15 protein-coding genes are annotated in these 16,752 nt (G+C 41.4%); 8 read left to right on the plus strand and 7 right to left on the minus strand.

Going from position 1 to position 16,752, the window contains the following annotated elements; all coding sequences use genetic code 11:
• Positions 1–381: 381 nt before the first annotated feature.
• The 3 genes from U1E44_RS08415 to U1E44_RS08425 form a co-directional block, all read right to left on the minus strand.
• Positions 382–639 (minus strand): hypothetical protein, encoded by a 258-nt coding sequence (locus U1E44_RS08415; RefSeq protein WP_322930627.1) that lies wholly within the window; start codon positions 637–639, stop codon positions 382–384.
• A 460-nt stretch (positions 640–1,099) separates the two neighbouring features.
• Entirely contained in the window at positions 1,100–1,474 is a 375-nt protein-coding gene (locus U1E44_RS08420; protein ID WP_322930628.1) for a hypothetical protein, read from the minus strand.
• Positions 1,475–1,479: 5 nt separating this feature from the next.
• On the minus strand, positions 1,480–2,772 hold the full coding sequence (locus U1E44_RS08425; protein ID WP_322930758.1) for an RHS repeat-associated core domain-containing protein: 1,293 nt from the start codon (positions 2,770–2,772) through the stop codon (positions 1,480–1,482).
• Positions 2,773–3,384: 612 nt separating this feature from the next.
• Here U1E44_RS08425 and U1E44_RS08430 point away from each other — a divergent pair.
• The 3 genes from U1E44_RS08430 to U1E44_RS08440 all read left to right on the plus strand — a co-directional run bounded on the left by U1E44_RS08430 (position 3,385) and on the right by U1E44_RS08440 (position 7,636).
• The gene (locus tag U1E44_RS08430) at positions 3,385–4,551 is read left to right on the plus strand and encodes an MFS transporter (protein ID WP_322930629.1); all 1,167 of its coding nucleotides are present in this window, start codon (positions 3,385–3,387) and stop codon (positions 4,549–4,551) included.
• A 125-nt stretch (positions 4,552–4,676) separates the two neighbouring features.
• Positions 4,677–5,945: a M28 family metallopeptidase gene (locus tag U1E44_RS08435; protein ID WP_322930630.1), complete on the plus strand. Its 1,269-nt coding sequence runs from the start codon at positions 4,677–4,679 to the stop codon at positions 5,943–5,945.
• Positions 5,946–5,986: 41 nt separating this feature from the next.
• A complete protein-coding gene (locus tag U1E44_RS08440) occupies positions 5,987–7,636 on the plus strand; it encodes a M1 family metallopeptidase (RefSeq protein WP_322930631.1) in 1,650 nt (549 codons plus the stop codon).
• 163 nt (positions 7,637–7,799) lie between these two features.
• On the opposite strand, the gene U1E44_RS08445 is transcribed toward U1E44_RS08440, so the two are convergent.
• Positions 7,800–9,047, minus strand: coding sequence for an MFS transporter (locus U1E44_RS08445; protein ID WP_322930632.1), 1,248 nt, complete (start codon positions 9,045–9,047; stop codon positions 7,800–7,802).
• Positions 9,048–9,365: 318 nt separating this feature from the next.
• On the opposite strand from U1E44_RS08445, the gene U1E44_RS08450 reads away from it, so the two are divergent.
• From U1E44_RS08450 to U1E44_RS08470, 5 genes are all read left to right on the plus strand, one after another.
• Entirely contained in the window at positions 9,366–10,733 is a 1,368-nt protein-coding gene (locus U1E44_RS08450; RefSeq protein ID WP_322930633.1) for an amidohydrolase family protein, read from the plus strand.
• 117 nt (positions 10,734–10,850) lie between these two features.
• On the plus strand, positions 10,851–12,071 hold the full coding sequence (locus U1E44_RS08455) for a bifunctional alpha/beta hydrolase/OsmC family protein (protein WP_322930634.1): 1,221 nt from the start codon (positions 10,851–10,853) through the stop codon (positions 12,069–12,071).
• A 117-nt stretch (positions 12,072–12,188) separates the two neighbouring features.
• Entirely contained in the window at positions 12,189–12,764 is a 576-nt protein-coding gene (locus U1E44_RS08460; protein WP_322930635.1) for a superoxide dismutase family protein, read from the plus strand.
• A 380-nt stretch (positions 12,765–13,144) separates the two neighbouring features.
• Positions 13,145–13,969, plus strand: a complete 825-nt coding sequence (locus tag U1E44_RS08465) for a DUF547 domain-containing protein (protein ID WP_322930636.1) — start codon at positions 13,145–13,147, stop codon at positions 13,967–13,969.
• Positions 13,970–14,040: 71 nt separating this feature from the next.
• Positions 14,041–15,222 carry an LETM1-related biofilm-associated protein gene (locus U1E44_RS08470; RefSeq protein ID WP_322930637.1) on the plus strand — a complete coding sequence of 394 codons (1,182 nt, stop codon included), beginning with the start codon at positions 14,041–14,043 and terminating at the stop codon, positions 15,220–15,222.
• A 96-nt stretch (positions 15,223–15,318) separates the two neighbouring features.
• Here the strand turns inward: U1E44_RS08470 and U1E44_RS08475 are convergent, their stop codons facing one another.
• The 3 genes from U1E44_RS08475 to U1E44_RS08485 are packed head-to-tail and all read right to left on the minus strand — an operon-like array spanning position 15,319 to position 16,733.
• Positions 15,319–16,074, minus strand: a complete 756-nt coding sequence (locus U1E44_RS08475) for a LytR/AlgR family response regulator transcription factor (protein WP_322930638.1) — start codon at positions 16,072–16,074, stop codon at positions 15,319–15,321.
• A 43-nt stretch (positions 16,075–16,117) separates the two neighbouring features.
• On the minus strand, positions 16,118–16,441 hold the full coding sequence (locus U1E44_RS08480; RefSeq protein WP_322930639.1) for a 2TM domain-containing protein: 324 nt from the start codon (positions 16,439–16,441) through the stop codon (positions 16,118–16,120).
• Positions 16,428–16,733 (minus strand): 2TM domain-containing protein, encoded by a 306-nt coding sequence (locus tag U1E44_RS08485; protein ID WP_322930640.1) that lies wholly within the window; start codon positions 16,731–16,733, stop codon positions 16,428–16,430. The genes U1E44_RS08480 and U1E44_RS08485 overlap by 14 nt, the downstream gene beginning before the upstream one ends.
• Positions 16,734–16,752 lie beyond the last annotated feature (19 nt).

Raw genomic sequence — 16,752 nt, forward strand, 5'->3', positions numbered from 1 at the left:
ATCCCTGCTAAATGGATTAAAAATGCAAGGCAGTACAAATTAAGGGTATATGGTAAATTGCATTTTAAAACTTAGATTATCCTGATCAAACCCAAAAAAGTACCTAAAACAAACTAATCCAAGCATATTGGACAGACCAACCTTTGCTTTGTTCTGAGCTAAATTCATATAAATCAATGGATTCACCTAAATTTATCAGCTAGAGAAGTGAAACTTTGCCTTATCTAGTCAAATTTGAACAATGAGAATGGCGAAATAACCTTATTTTTAAAGACATGCGGATTTATGGTGCAAATCCGCGCCATCGGGGTTAATAGATTCAGGTTATAAAAAGCCTGAGTTAGATTGATTTTACGATGGGTACAAAAGCCGTCATCCCGATTAGGGGACGAGTACCTTGGTCCCGGGAGCCTCGGGACGCACATCGTACGTCAATCCTTCAACCGTATCTTCCACCAATTGCCCAATGGAGTTATAGACATAATTGTTGGGGGCCTGTGTCTTTAGGTCGTCGGCATTGGTGGCCGCGGTGACCGCATCCTGCACATGGTTCAACTGGTTGGTGCCCGTTTTGTAGGCATAGGCAAAATCGTCCATGGCGTTGCCATTGGCGAAAGGAACACCAAAGGATGCGCACACCAACAGGGTGGTCAGTATTCGGTATTTCCTACTCGGTTCGGTCCTCGTTGCAAACGAGCACTAGCGTACACGAGGACCAGCGAGGGGATACGGCTGTCCCACAAACGAAGCTCAAAGGCCTCTTTTCCCGTCTCCGGGTCCTTCTCCTGGCCCTGGAAGGCGTACCTGTAGTCGCCAACCAAATTACGGCCCGGCATGGGCATGCCATACGGGTAATAATCCGTGGCGTTCACCGCATCGGGGCTACCGCCGCTAACTTCAAATGCCGCACGAACGTTGCCCAAATGGTCGGTAAGTTCATATACAGCCCCCCCTGTCCCCCCCGAAGGGGGGGGTATGGTAAACCCCTATCCGGCTGTTGCCGTAAATGGGTTGTTCCACAAGTGTGGAATTGTTATATACGGCCATGACACTTCCTGCCACGTCCCGCACGTAATGGGTGGTCTGGGTATCGTTCTGTTTAATAACAGTTCATTTGAATTTCCATATCAATATTTTTGTCAATGCTCCCCAAATCCTCTTTTATCATTTGCATGATAAGATTTTCCACATTAACTTTTTCTTTGTTACAGAGTACTATTTTTCTATTAAAATCAGTTTCTAGGTAACCTATTTCCCATTCATATAGCAAGTCTTTTGGAGGCTTTTTTTTGGTAACTATGGCAATATTAAAGTCATCTGAAAATTTATATTTATTTGAAAAGTTACTAGCCTTAAATATCTGAGAAATTATTTCTCCTTTATGAGTTATGTTGATTTGACATTTTTCTATATCTGTTCTTTTATAGAATTCTTTTAAAGCCTTACCTAAAATGGTTTTTTTGTTAAAAAACATAATTCCTAATTACCTTGATTTGTTTTGTGATAATATCTAATCAATGAAAGCGATGAAAGTCCAACACCCGTCGCTCCATTAAGAGCAGGAGTACTCAAGGTTGCATGAACAGCAGGTCTTAATGTGCTAGCTCCAAAAGGCAAAGATGAAAAATTTTGTGTCTGTCTCCCAAAATTCAATGTCGTTCTTGCTCCTGGGATAAATTGCCCACCATTGTAAAAGGTATTCTCTATCAATATGCCTCCTCTAGGTGCTCGCGGTATAGATTTGATACTATATTGAACAATATCATCAGACAGCAAAGCAATATCGTCAGAAAACGACAATGCTGTCCGACTACCAGAGTAAATAACGGCTGCCGTTCCTAATTCGGCGAAACTCACCGGCAATGTCAATGCACTCATCAATTGGATAACACCCCTGCCATATGCCTCTCTCCCTGCATAAAACTCAGCCCAATGTTGGGATTTAATGGCATTCCATTCCTGTTGCTTATACCAATCGAAGGCATCACGTGGGTCTGTGAAATTGGTCCCGTTCAATGCATTCCAATCGCTCAGGTTTCCTTGGAACGTAGTACTCCAATACATACTTTCCGTGTTCCAAGAACTGTTGATTCTTGGAGCCGTGACCACCACCTCGTCCAATTGCACGGTTGCTATCTGTGGGTCCGGGCAATCCGGGCAGTCGGTCATTCCCCCGTTGGGATCGACAAGGCTTATCGGGTTGTTCCCCATCCCAAGATAGGGTGATGCATACTGCCCATACGGGTCCGTTGTCAACCACCTCCCAATACGGCTGTCCCACAACCGCAGCTCAAAGGCCTCCTTGCCCGTCCCCGGGTCCTTCTCTTGCCCTTGGAACGCATATCTATAGTCGCCAACCAAATTACGGCCCGGCATGGGCATGCCATAAGGGTAGTAATCCGTGGCGTTCATCGCATCGGGGCTGCCGCCGCTTACGGCAAATGCCGCCCGTACGTTGCCCAGGTGGTCCGTGAGTTCGTACTCGGTATTATTGGATTGCCTATTGTGAACGGCTATACGACCACTGCCATAAATTGGTTGTTCCACCAAGGTGCTGTTAGTGTAAACCCCCATGACACTCCCGGAGACATCCCTGACATAGTGGGTGGTCTGAACTATATTGATGCCATTGCCATCGTACGTATCCTTGCGCACCCTGTGGCCCCTGTCATTGTAAAAGAACGTAACCAAATTTAGGTTATTTTTTTTGATTTCGGCAACAAGTCCGCTGGCATTGTACGAATAGGTCAATCCTTCACCCGTATCTTCCACCAATTGCCCAATGGAGTTTAGACATAATTGCCGGGGGCCTGTGCCTTTAGGTCGTCGGCCCCGCTAAGGCTGGGATGGCTTAGGCTTTTCAGCTGCCTGGTTAAATTGGAAACATAGTCGATGCCCTGAATGTTCGGTATGGCCCAAGCGTGACGCTTGCGCCAGCATGGGAAAGCAAAAGGATTCGCACACTAGCAAGGTTTCGGCATTTCGTATTTCCTACTCGGTTCGGTACTCGTTGCAAACGAGCGCTAGCGTACATTAGGATCAGCGGAGGAAGGAACGCAAAAGGATACGCACACGAGCAGGGTTTCGGCATTCCGTATTTCCTACTCGGTTCGGTACTCGTTGCAAACGAGCACTAGCGTACATTAGGACCAGCGGTGCGGCACTCGTCGCAGACGAGCGATAGTCTATAGATTTTAGCATCAAATAAGTACTATATAATCAAAATGCACAACAGGTTTAGAAAAAAAATGTATCCAGAATGGTTTGTGAATTTAAAGTATCCGTTTTCAATTCACAATTCCTAGCAAAATTTTATCCAAAAAACCCAATTCGGACAAATCGAAGCTCGGGATAGTGGTATATTTGGCTTTATAATGCTGCTGTATGAATATAAAACCCCGAGGCCATATTCTCCCCATCATCATCCTATCCCAATTTGCTTGTACTTCGCTTTGGTTTGCAGGAAATGCCATTGTAGGCCAATTGGCATTAGCTACAGGAATAGGAACAGCCATTGTAGGCTATTTATTGTCCTCTGTACAATTTGGCTTTATTTTAGGGACGCTGGTTTTTGCGTTGCTGATGGTTGTCGATCGATTTCCACCGGCTCGGGTATTTATGGGCTGCGCCTTTTTAGCCGCACTATGCAATGCGGCTCTGCTTATAGAGCCGATGCACATTTGGATCATGCTTTTTGCTCGCTTTGGCACCGGATTTTTCATGGCAGGAATTTATCCTGTTGGCATGAAAATAGCAGCAGATTACTATGACAAAGGATTGGGAAAAGCACTCGGTTTTCTAGTGGGCGCTCTTGTTTTAGGTTCTGCATTTCCCTATCTGGTAACCGAATTATCGTTGCACAATCATACCCATGTCATTAAAACGACCTCGGTAATTGCTCTACTTGGCGGCCTTGCACTTTGGGTATGGGTACCCAATGGCCCCTACCGAAAGCCTAGCTTCAAATTACAGGTAAAGGCGGGGCCTTCCTTATTTAACATAAAAGCGTATAAAAAAGCGACCTTTGGCTATTTCGGTCATATGTGGGAGTTGTATGCCTTTTGGGCTTTTACCCCACTTGCCATACAAACGTATAATACCGCAAACAATACTTCGCTATCTGTACCTTTATGGACCTCCGTGATCATCGGAATTGGAAGTTTCTCCTGTATTCTAGGAGGTATGCTGTCAAAAAAAGTAGGTAGCCGTAAGGTGGCATGGGTATCCTTACTCCTTTCCGGAATCTTCTGCCTATTATCGCCATGGTCCTTTCAATTACCGGCCATTCTATTTTTAGGTGTTTGGTCTTTTTGGGGTATGGCTGTAATTTCGGATTCTCCGCAGTTCTCAACCCTAGCAGCTGCTGCTATTCCTCCGGCACTAAAAGGAACAGGACTAACGCTAATGAACAGTATTGGTTTTGCGATTAGCATTATAAGCATACAGACCCTTTCGTTTTTGGCAGATACCATAGATACCAAGTTTCTTTTTTTGATTCTTTTTTTAGGACCATTTTTTGGAATATGGTCTATGAACAAGAAAATGTATTAACATTATGTTAAGAAAAAACCAATCAAGATAAACGTACTTTAGAACCTATAAATAGCACTAAAATGTTAAAAAAAATTATTATTCTTTGCCTCTTTTGCTATTCATCTCTAAATGCTCAAACGGATATGCGCTTGTACGAAATTATAGATGCCATATCTTCCGAGCGCATTAAAAAAGATGTAACTACCTTAGCTAATTTCGGGACAAGACATACCCTTAGTGATACCCTATCTGCCACCCGTGGCATTGGTGCCGCCCGAAGATGGATTAAAAGCGAGTTCGATAAAATTTCGAGTGAATGCAAAAATTGTCTCGAGGTATTTTATCAAAAAGATTTGGTAAAAAAGGGCGATAATGATCGTATTGTAAAAGACGTATATGTGGTTAATGTGGTAGCGGTACAGAAAGGAGCCAAATATCCGAACAGCTATATCATTATGAGTGGTGATATTGATTCCAGAGTAAGCGATCCCACCAATTACACCTCAGATTCGCCCGGTGCCAACGACAACGCCAGTGGTATGGCGGGTACCATTGAGGCGGCTCGTGTACTGTCTAAATACGCTTTCGAAAACAGCATTTTATATGTGGGGCTTTCCGGAGAAGAACAAGGTTTATATGGTGGAAAAGGGCTTGCCGCTTATGCAAAAGAAAAGGGATGGGAAATTATCGGAATTATGAACAATGACATGATTGGAAATATCACCGGTGTCAATGGTGTTATAAGCAACCGGGATTTCCGTATTTTTTCGGAACCTGTTCCTCCTACCGAAACCGAAAAGGAACGTAATGCCCGCCGGTTTTATGGCGGGGAAGTCGACGGAATCTCCAGGCAATTGGCTCGCTATGTACATAAAACAGTAAAAAAATATATGCCCGAAATGAACCCCATGCTTATTTATCGGTTGGATAGGTTTGGTCGTGGCGGCCATCACCGACCCTTTAATGATGTCGGTTTTGCCGGTATACGTATCATGGAAGCGCATGAAAATTATACGCAACAACACCAAGATATTAGAGTAGAAAACGGCATAGCGTATGGCGATGTACTAGAACATGTCAATTTTGAGTACGCTAAAAAACTAACCGCAGTGAATGCCATCAATTTGGCTTCTTTGGCATGGGCACCCCCGGCACCCAAAGAAGTTAAAATAGGGGGCATTGTTGCCCCGTCGGCCAAATTTCAATGGACTAAAGTAGCTGGTGCCGTAGGGTATAAAATTTATTGGCGAGACACCACCTCCCCCACTTGGGATCATAGCCGTTATGTAGGAGATGTAAATGCCTATACCTTAGATGGTGTAGTGATCGATAATTTCTTTTTTGGAATCGCATCTGTAGGAGCTAATGGATTTGAGAGTCCGGTGGTATTTCCCAATGCCATTTTTAGATAGTATGTGATATCTCTATAACTAACCGCCAAAATAAACCTGTAATGAAATCTAAAATCCAATTTCTTTTGCTTCTTTTTATAGGGACTGCCCTATTAGGGAATGCACAACTTTTAACAAACAAAGAATGGCAATTTACGGAACAAGACACCTTGCGAGGGAGCATTACCCCGGAACGCGAATGGTGGGATCTTTCCTTTTATCATTTAGACATCGCCGTAGACCCCGATAAAAAATATATCGCGGGCAGCAATACCATTCGCTATACCGTTTTAAAAGAAAATCAAATGCTGCAACTCGATTTACAGCCACCGCTAAAAATTGAAAAAGTAACGCAAGATGGGGAAGAATTGGAAGTAGATAGCAACATTAATGCACATTTTGTTCACCTTATAAAAAAGCAACAGATTGGCGATAGTAATGAAATAATAGTACAGTATTCCGGCCATCCCAAAGAAGCGGTAAACGCACCTTGGGACGGAGGCTTTTCATGGGACAAAGATGAAAACGGCAATCACTTTGTAGCCACCTCTTGCCAAGGTTTAGGTGCCAGTGTTTGGTGGCCCAATAAGGATCATATGTACGACGAGGTCGATAGTATGGCCATCAGTGTTAAAGTGCCTAAGAATTTGATCAATGTGTCTAACGGTCGTCTCCTAAAAATAGACGATCACGGAGAAACTAAAACCTTTCATTGGTTTGTGAGCAATCCTATAAATAATTATGGCGTTAATGTAAATATTGCGGATTATGTACATTTTGGGGAAAAATACCAAGGTGAAAAAGGAACTTTAGACATGGATTACTATGTATTACGCTATAATTTAGAAAAGGCCAAGGTACATTTTACAGATGCGCCTAAAACCATTGAAGCTTTTGAATATTGGTTTGGCCCTTATCCCTTTTATGAGGATAGTTTTAAGCTGGTAGAAACCCCCTACTTAGGTATGGAACATCAAAGTTCGGTAACTTATGGCAATCAATATCAAAAAGGGTATCTCGGCAGAGATCTTTCTGGAACGGGTTGGGGATTGAAGTTTGATTATTTAATTATTCACGAATCGGGGCATGAATGGTTTGCCAACAATATCACTTATAAAGACATTGCCGATATGTGGGTACACGAAGGGTTTACCGCCTATTCAGAAAGCCTGTTTTTAGATTATCATGAAAGTACCAAGGCAGCCGAAGAATACATTTATGGATTGCGTAAAAACATCAGAAACGATCGCCCCTTAATTGGCCCGTATAATGTGAACCAGGAAGGCAGCAGCGATATGTATATTAAGGGCGCTAATCTACTGCATACCCTTCGCCAAGTAGTTAACGACGATTCTAAATGGCGCGAAATTCTTAGAGGACTTAATACGGAATTCTACCATCAAACCGTAACTACGGATCAAATAGAAGAATATATTAGTGCACAAATGCAACGAAATTTGCAGCCTTTCTTTGATCAATATTTAAGAACCGTAAAAGTTCCAGTTCTGGAATATAAGATAGAAGGCAAACTCCTTTCTTATCGTTATAGTGATATAGTGGAAGGCTTTGATATGCCTTTACGGATTTTTGTAAACGGTGAAAAAAAATGGATACATCCTACTGCGAAATGGAAAAGCGAAAAACTGAAGGCGAACAATACTTCAGTGACTATGGATCCCAATTTCTACATTGAAAATCGCCGTATTCCTTAATTCTCCATATAAAAATTCCACCTGTAATTTATCCCATATATTCTGAGATAAATGGTTAGGGTTTAATGAATTAAACATAGATGACTCCTTACCTTAATCTAGGTTGATGGATTATTTTTTTCAGTAGGCAACCTTTTACGCCGTCCAAATCCTGAAATGTATTTTACGTGCGGTACAACTTGTGATACAGCGCTGCAGCCGTGCCGCCAATCACCGAAAAAAAAGCCAACGCCCAAAATACATGTTGATGGCCTACTACTCCCGGATTGGCGTCCAACAAATAACCCATGCCCGGACCGGCAAAAATATCGGGACTATACCCCACTAAGGAAATTAAGCCCACCGCCGTACCCGTTAAAGCAAGGGGAATATGACCTTGTTGCATTACTGCAAAATAGAGTGCCCGTACGCTGTACACACCCACCGCAACAATGACATTAGATAACATAAAATACCATTCGGAGGCAACGGTAACCCCAGTAGCAAAAAGGAAAGCACCTAAGAAGACGAATACAAAGCCTACGGTAAGCCAAAATGTAGGTTTGGTACGGTCCGCTAAAAATCCGATACAAACCCCAGTAAAAGCTCTCATAAATAATAAAAAGGTACCTATTTGTGCCGAATCCACCGGATCATAAAAGAGAACCTCTTGGGCATATTGCGCAAAAATATCGGTAATCTTATAACCGGTATACGCACATAAAATAATAACCATAAGCAACCAGACCGAGGGTAATTTTAGCACTAACAAAAGTTCATTTGGGGTTATTTTATCTAGTTTGTAGCCTCGCTCATCGGCGTCGGACTTCAAAAAAAACCAAACCAAAAATCCTATACCAACGATTAAGGCAGAAACTACATAGACCACATACGTAAAGCCTGCCCGCTGATCTAAAAAGGAGGTAGCCTCACTTTGCGCACCCACAAAAAAAGCAAATATAAAAACGCCTAAAAGTCCAAATAGCGTTGCGGTAATTCCCCTTCCCCCATCTAAAAACCCAAAGGCTTTGCCTTGCGCACGGCTACCGCCCCATACCCTTGTGGCCTTTACCATGGGTGCCCAAAACAAAAAAATAGTAGTAAAACCCCAATAGCCATACAGAACCTGAAGCACCCAAAAAACCGGATAGGTTGCAAATACGATACCACCCAAAGCAGTCATCCATAAGGAAATAGCGATCAGTTTCCGAGGGGCAAAAGTGTCGGCCAAAGGACCTCCAAAAAGATACGAAAACAATGCCACCAAACCATACACCGAAAAACAAAGCCCTAACTGCGTGTTGCTCAACTCAAATAAGGCCAAAATCGTAGGTCTAAAAACACGGGGCAATACAAAAGGGAGCAGAAAAACAGCTTCACTAGCCACAACTAAAATGAGTAAATAATACCAAGGCGGGCTACTGCGCTTCATACCAAATGGATGCTGTTACGTAAATGATCTAAATGTAAGGAAAAAATACCGCACCCCTACCCTGCCTTTCGCTAAAAAATGGTATATTTCGGTTGCCAATAGATGGTTCGGTGTAGGTTTTCGAGGGAATGGGTATCTTCCGAAATCATCTATGCAAGGTAGGTAAAACTATGATATTCAGATCCATCTTGATCATGAGTATCCCGTAAAAACCTGAAAGGTACCTACGTAAAATAGCAGCTACTTCTCGTTTTCAAGACTCGGAATCGCGAAAACGTAATTAGGGGAATATCGCATAGTTCGCAAATAAATATACTGATGAAAACCATAGCTATCCTTTTTTCTTTTTACCTTTTGAGTTGCACCTCGAAACAAGCAACGCATTATGACACTGTCATTACGAATGTAGATATTATTGATGTTACCGACGGTTCTGTGACTAAAAATACAGTTTTTGTGCGTAATGGGGTAATTGCAGTCATAGCGCCAGAAGGCACCTTAAAGCCCTACACGGCTACAACCATCATAGAAGGTGTCGGTAAGTTTCTTATGCCAGGTTTGGCAGAAATGCACGCACATATTCCACCGCCTTCGGTGGGTGCGCAACGTATAGAAGAAACCCTATTTTTATACCTTTCTAACGGTGTTACTACAATAAGAGGGATGCTGGGCGATCCGGCGCATTTAATATTAAAAGAACAAGCCGCATCTGGAACCCTACAAAGTCCGCGTATTTTCACTTCGGGTCCATCTCTTAATGGAAATTCAATACCAACGCCCGAAGAGGCCATTGCTAAAGTAAAGGCTTATAAAAAGGAAGGATACGATTTTCTGAAAATTCATCCCGGGATAAAAAAGGAAGCGTTTGATCAGCTGGTACAAACGGCAAACGAGGTTGGTATTACATTTGCCGGCCATGTTCCTGTTGATGTAGGCATTCGTCATGCCCTACAAAGCGGGTACACCTCTATAGATCATGTTGACGGCTTTTTGGAGGGCTTGGTACCTCCCGATGCCAAAGTAGCAGCCGACGCCAATGGTTTTTTTGGATATAATTTTACGGACTTGGCTGATACCTTGCACATCGATGCATTAGTTCAATTATCTAAAAAAAATAAGGTTTGGATTGTACCAACTCAAAGTTTATTCGAGCGCTGGTTTGCTCCGGTGGCTGCCGAGGAATTACTGCAACAACCCGAAATGCGCTATATGCCCACAACAACATTGGAGGACTGGAAGCAACGGAAAAACGCTTCTATTGATCCTGCTGCGGGATTTGATGCAGACCAATGGCACAGGTTTAATGTGATTCGACGCCAATTAATTCGAAAATTACAAAAAAATGGTCATGGTATGTTGCTGGGCTCTGATGCTCCGCAGCTCTTTAACGTTCCCGGTTTTTCGATACACCATGAAATTGAGGGTCTATCCCAAGCCGGAATGACCCCCTTAGAAATTCTTCGATCCGGCACCTTAAATCCGGCGGTATTTTTTGGAATGCAAGACATCTTTGGATCAATTAAAGAAGGATTGGATGCCGATATGGTATTACTGAATGCCAATCCGTTAGAAAATCTTAAGGCGTTAAAGCAAATAGAAGGAGTTATGGTTCGGGGAACGTGGTTATCCAAAGAAAAGATTGCCGACAAATTAGCAGAAATCGCTGCAAATGCGAAAAATAACTAGGATGTAGCCAAAAAAACCACGAGCGCAGCTTAAGAATTCCTCCTTTTTACGACCAATGCTAAGGGATGCGCCACTTTGGTACGTTCTATCCTAAAAAACGCACAGAAAATTATAAGAATGAGTTTAGAAAAAGTAACTTTTACAAACAAAACCGGAGACACCTTGGTGGGTCGCTTAGAATTACCGTCGCATCAGGAGCCTCATAATTTTGCCCTTTTTGCCCACTGTTTTACCTGTACCAAAAATTTGTCTGCTGTCCGTAATATCAGTAGGGAACTGACCGCAAAGGGATTTGGCGTTCTTCGCTTCGATTTTACGGGTCTTGGTGAAAGTGAAGGAGATTTTGAAAATACGAATTTTTCGGGTAATGTGTCCGATTTAATTGCAGCGGCCGCTTTTTTAGAAGACCAATACAAAGCACCGGTTTTACTTATAGGTCATTCGCTAGGGGGTGCCGCTGTCATTTATGCCGCAGATGCCATAAGCACCATTAAAGCGGTTGCTACCATTGGAGCTCCTTCTGATCCGGCTCATGTTGCGCATCTTTTTAAAAGTGATTTACAAGAAATAGAAGCCAATGGCAAAGCTGTGGTGAACCTTAGTGGAAGAGATTTTACGATAAAAAAACAATTTATCGAAGATTTACGAACCAAGTCCATGCCGCAAAGCATTGCCCAGTTGCGAAAGCCAATCCTTATTATGCACTCTCCACAAGATACCACAGTAGGCATTAAAAATGCAGAGGAGATATACAAAGCGGCACACCATCCCAAAAGTTTTGTTTCCTTAGACGGTGCAGATCATTTGCTTATGCAAAAAAAAGATTCGGAGTATGTAGGTACCGTAATTTCTGGATGGGCGGTACGGTACGTAGATATCCCTGAAACACCCGAACTAAAAAGCAAACATCAAATTGTGGCCAGTTTGGATCATGATGCAGGATTTAGCACCCCTATGAAAATTGGTAATCACCAGTTAATGGCAGACGAACCGCTAGATGTAGGTGGCAAGGATTACGGCCCTTCGCCTTATGAGTTGGTCGCTGCGGGTTTGGCGGCATGCACCGCCATGACCATACAAATGTATGCCAGACGAAAAAAATGGCACGTTGCCCAAGTAGAAGTACATATCTCGCATGACAAATCGTACGCCAAAGACTGTGAGGATTGCGACACAACCGCATCCAAAATAGATACCTTTACACGAGATATTACCCTAAAAGGGGATTTGAACACCCAACAGCGAGAACGCCTTTTAGAGATTGCAAACAAATGTCCGGTGCACCGTACTTTGTACAGTGAAACCCGTGTAATTACAAACTTGCATGACAAATTGTAGTCTCCATGAGGTAAGAAGCCTAAAAATGTCCGATCGGTGAAAATCAAGAGCGTATTTGGTTGACTTCACCTAAATTATTCTGTAACTTTATTGAAAATTTGATAAATATCATAGATTATGAAAGTAGTAAAAATTTTGACCTTGGGAGTGCTTCTCAGTATTTCCTACCAATGTAAAGAAGTGAAAAAAGAAGTAAATGCCGCCGAAACGGAGATTAAAGCAGTAGTGGAAGAAGTACTGCCCAAAACGCTTAATGTGACTCTTGAACCTAAAAGTGACACTAACGTAAGTGGCGAAATAACGTTTACTGAAGCGAACGGAGAGGTGAAAATGGTAGCAACGATATCGGGACTAACTCCTGGCGAACATGCCATTCACATTCACGAAAAAGCAGATTGCTCTGCCGCAGATGGCACATCTACCGGCGGTCATTGGAATCCTACCTTTAGTGCACATGGCAAATGGGGTGCTACCGAAGGATATCATAAAGGAGATATAGGTAATTTTACTGCGGATGCCGATGGTAACGGAAAAGTTGAATTTGCTACAGACGAATGGTGCATTGGTTGTGGCGAAGACACCAAAGACATCACAGGAAAAGGCGTTATTGTGCACCAAGGAGTTGATGATTTTGTAACCCAACCCACAGGTGCCGCAGGAGGTCGCGTTAGTTGTGCGGGTCTCATCTTATAGTGCTGATTTTCGTAATACGTGTAAAAAGTTGCTTTCGGGCAACTTTTTTGTTTTAAACCAAATATGTATGCAGGGCACTTTATCTAGCTTTATTGCAATCATATAGGTAAAAAAGTTACATTTTTATTTTGGGGGTTAAACAAACCGCAAACCCTTAGCGAATTTTTAAAAACTTAACAAGAGTAATAGGAACCTTAAAATAGCTGATGTGCAGCTGTTTTAGCTTGGACTAATTGCATTACTCGTTCTTGTAACCTTACATCAAATATATGCTAATCCGTAAACCTCAACATTAAGTCATTTTTGAATTAAAGTTTAGATTGCAGCTGTTATGCAGAGCCTTTGCTAACGACTTAATCTATATGCCCACATATTTTCCTATGAAATTTTCCAAAAAACAAAAATACATCAGCATTGGAGGGTTTACATTGCTATTCCTCATCGTTGCCTTTTTACTATCTACCCTAACCTTCGACGCTAGCGACGAAATAGGATCCGATTATTCAGAAACAAACCTCAATGCCCTTTCCGAAACTTTGCTGCGCTATATAAAAGATGGCAGAAGCACTACCGAGCTACAAGCACAATTAGACCAAATTTCTATGGAAACCTTGGTAAATGGATTGGCCTCTGATGCGCAAAAGATTGCTTTTTGGGTTAACATATACAATGCCTACATCCAAATCCTATTATCCGAGCACCCTGAACTTTATAAAGACAAAAACGCATTTTTTAAGGTCGATCAAATCCCCATTGCAGGCACCCGAATTTCATTTGCCTTTATAGAACATGGTATTCTAAGAAAATCGCAATGGGAATTGGGAGGAGGCTATATTCACAAATGGTTTACAAGTAAAATGGAACGAAATCTAAGAGTTTACCAACCGGACTATCGCATCCATTTTGCGTTGAATTGCGGCGCCAAAGACTGTCCGCCTGTCGCCATCTATGAACCCGGTCGTTTAGATGACCAATTTGAAGCCGGAACAAAGCGTTTTTTAATGCGCACCACAACGCTTCAAGATGACATTGACGCAGTAGAGGTTACCGCATTATTTAGTTGGTTTAGAGGTGATTTTGGTGGTAAAAAAGGTACGCTAAGCATTCTTGAAGAATTTCAGATCATTTCCAGAAACGCAGCCCAATCGCTTTCCTTCAAAGATTACGATTGGACATTAGAATTGGATAACTTTATTGATCTTTAGCTGGTCATGATTAAAAGATTGCAGGGTTACCCAAATTTTAAATTAACTTTGATTTTTGAAAAACCACTACCATGAACCCTTCTTCTGCCGGCTGGATCGACAAATTTGGATCGCTGGTTGGCAACAACTTGTGTATTCCTTCGAGTTTTTGGACACTTTACGGCGATCTTAAAAAGAGAGGGTTTGTCTACGGTATTAATGTACAAATTCCCGAATACATTGTTTTTGAACACGCTTTAACTGAGGACGAAAAGGCCAAAATAAACCTATTAGAAGCACTATACAGCACCTATCACCTGTCCTGTCCGCAACAAGATTTCCCAGCCTTTCTGGAGCGTATTTTTAGCTTTTATAAATCCTTAGAGGTCGGAAAAAGATCCTTTTTCGACAAGTTATTGACCGGAAAAAAAACGTCGTCCCAACTCGAAAAATTAATCGACTCTAGAATTTATCTGGAAGACAACGTCTTAAGTCGGAATTTTAACAGCATCATCACCAATTCCCTTTTATTGATTGATGTCCTTACCTTTAAGTATTATCTGGAGGGTGGAGAAGCATTAAAAACACATGCACAAGAACTAGAATACGTGACTATTAACATCACATATCACGCATTAAATTCTAAGGAAAAGAACAAAAATGATGCGCGTTTGGCGCAGCTTTTTGCTGCCTCGCTAACGTACATTGAAAGCGAAAGTCAACATTTTGACGGCTCGTACAGAGCCCGAATGATCAATAAATTTAACGTTTATGAAAACCAATATTTTTTAGATGTGGCCTGTTTAACGGTTTGGGAAGATCATTCGTTAGACTACAAAGAGTCCGAATTTATTTTTGGTATTGGTAAAGATCTAGGGTTTTCAACGGAAACTATTGCTACCGCTCTAGATCATGTATCGCAATTTTTTGAGGAAAATGTAGCTCAAATTCCATTTTTAAAAGATGCCAATTTGGCCGTACAGTTCTATGACAGCATGTCTAAAATCGTAAATAAACTTATCCTTAGGAATAGCAAACGGCTTCAAAAAGAGCTTTCGGAAAGCAAAGAATTAGTGAGCCTTTTATCCAAATCTACCCTGCGCGACTTAAGTCCGGAAGAAAAGAAAAAAGTACAAAATCAGCTGTTAGACATTTTTAAAAGCATCCCTTCGCTGGCCATCTTTATGTTGCCCGGAGGTGCAGTGCTCCTTCCTATTTTTATAAAATTGATTCCCAAATTACTGCCCTCGTCTTTTGATGAAAATAGGATATAGAAACTCAAAAAAAGACTCAAAAAACAACTATAAGAAAAACTTATAGTATGTGTTTTAAAAACTATAATATATTTGTAATGAGTAATTTATATGTATTTATTGCAACCAATACTTAAAATCGTTTACGCGCTCTCTACTTACAATTATTTCTTGATCTTGAAATCGTCTTAACTTTATTTGAAGCCTGGAATTGGCATAGGAAACAATATCATGAATATGGTTTATATGGATTAAAAATTTTCGACTTACTCTAAAAAAAGACCTAGGCTCTAGTTCGGTTTCCAAATGTTCCAAGGTGGTGTCTAGCAGGTAATTTCGACCGTCGGCGGTCGCTGCAAAAGTACCTTTATTCTCACTGTAGAAACACTCAATGTCTTCGGCATTAATAATTTTAAGATGCTGCCCTACCCGCACCGTAAATCGTTTTTTAAATTCTCTTTCAAGCGGGTTTACCAATAGTTTACGGATATCGTCAAAATTGAATTGCACGGTTTGTGCAACGGGTTTAAATCCTTGATATTTTTTTACTGCGGTGACCAGCTCATCGTCATCAATAGGCTTTAATAAATAATCGATACTATTCAATTTAAAAGCCTTTAGCGCATATTCGTCAAAAGCGGTAGTAAAGATAATTGCGCTTCGTATTTCTACCTTCTCAAAAATCTCGAAAGAAAGTCCATCAGATAATTGAATGTCCAAAAAAATAAGTTCGGGGTGTGGATTATTTTGAAACCACGAAACCGCCTCGGATACAGAATGTAAAAGTGTTGTAACTTTTACATTCTGTTTTTCTAACATGCGTTTAAGCCTTCGGCCAGCCGGAGCTTCATCTTCAATTATGATTACGGTCATTAGTGTCTTTTTTTGGTTGCTGTTTTCCTTTTTTATGTGGGCATTAGTCCCACTTACGGTCTCGCAAGTACTTTTCCTTCTTTAGGTATTCCTGTATCTTTCGTTCTTCCCATTTTTTACCAAAAATCAGATTAGAACCAAAAACGCCAAAGGCATGAAACAGGAGGCCAATACCCCAAAATAAAGGAGTTGCAAATAAGCCAAAATCCCATAAACTTTCTCCAGATTGTACTTTGCCGACTCCAACAAGTACTACCAGGAAAAGATTAACAATGACATAGCTAGCCAAATGACCATAAAAGCCCTTTAATTTATCCAACCGTTTTTTTGCCAATATATACGCTTCTTCTTCGCTATAGTTTTCCATGCTGCCGTGTTTTAAAAGAATCTTGTTTCATAAATTTCTTTATTTTTTGCGCTTCCCAATTGCTTCCTAAAATACCGTTTATCCAGAAAACAGAAAATGCATGAGATAATACCCCTATGCCCCAACCTATGGTTGAGAACCAAAACCATTTAAATTCCCAACTCGTTCTGTAATTCACAAAAATAATTAAAGGAATTACAATGAAATAAGCCAAAAGATGCCAATAGAAGCCCTTTAGATCCTTGACACGCCTTTTGGCTCTTAAATACAGTGCTGTTTCAGAATTTTCCATAATGTTACACTTTAATTTT

Origin of the sequence: Aurantibrevibacter litoralis (assembly GCF_034651555.1) — a bacterium.
In the GTDB taxonomy this organism is placed as follows: domain Bacteria; phylum Bacteroidota; class Bacteroidia; order Flavobacteriales; family Flavobacteriaceae; genus Aurantibrevibacter; species Aurantibrevibacter litoralis.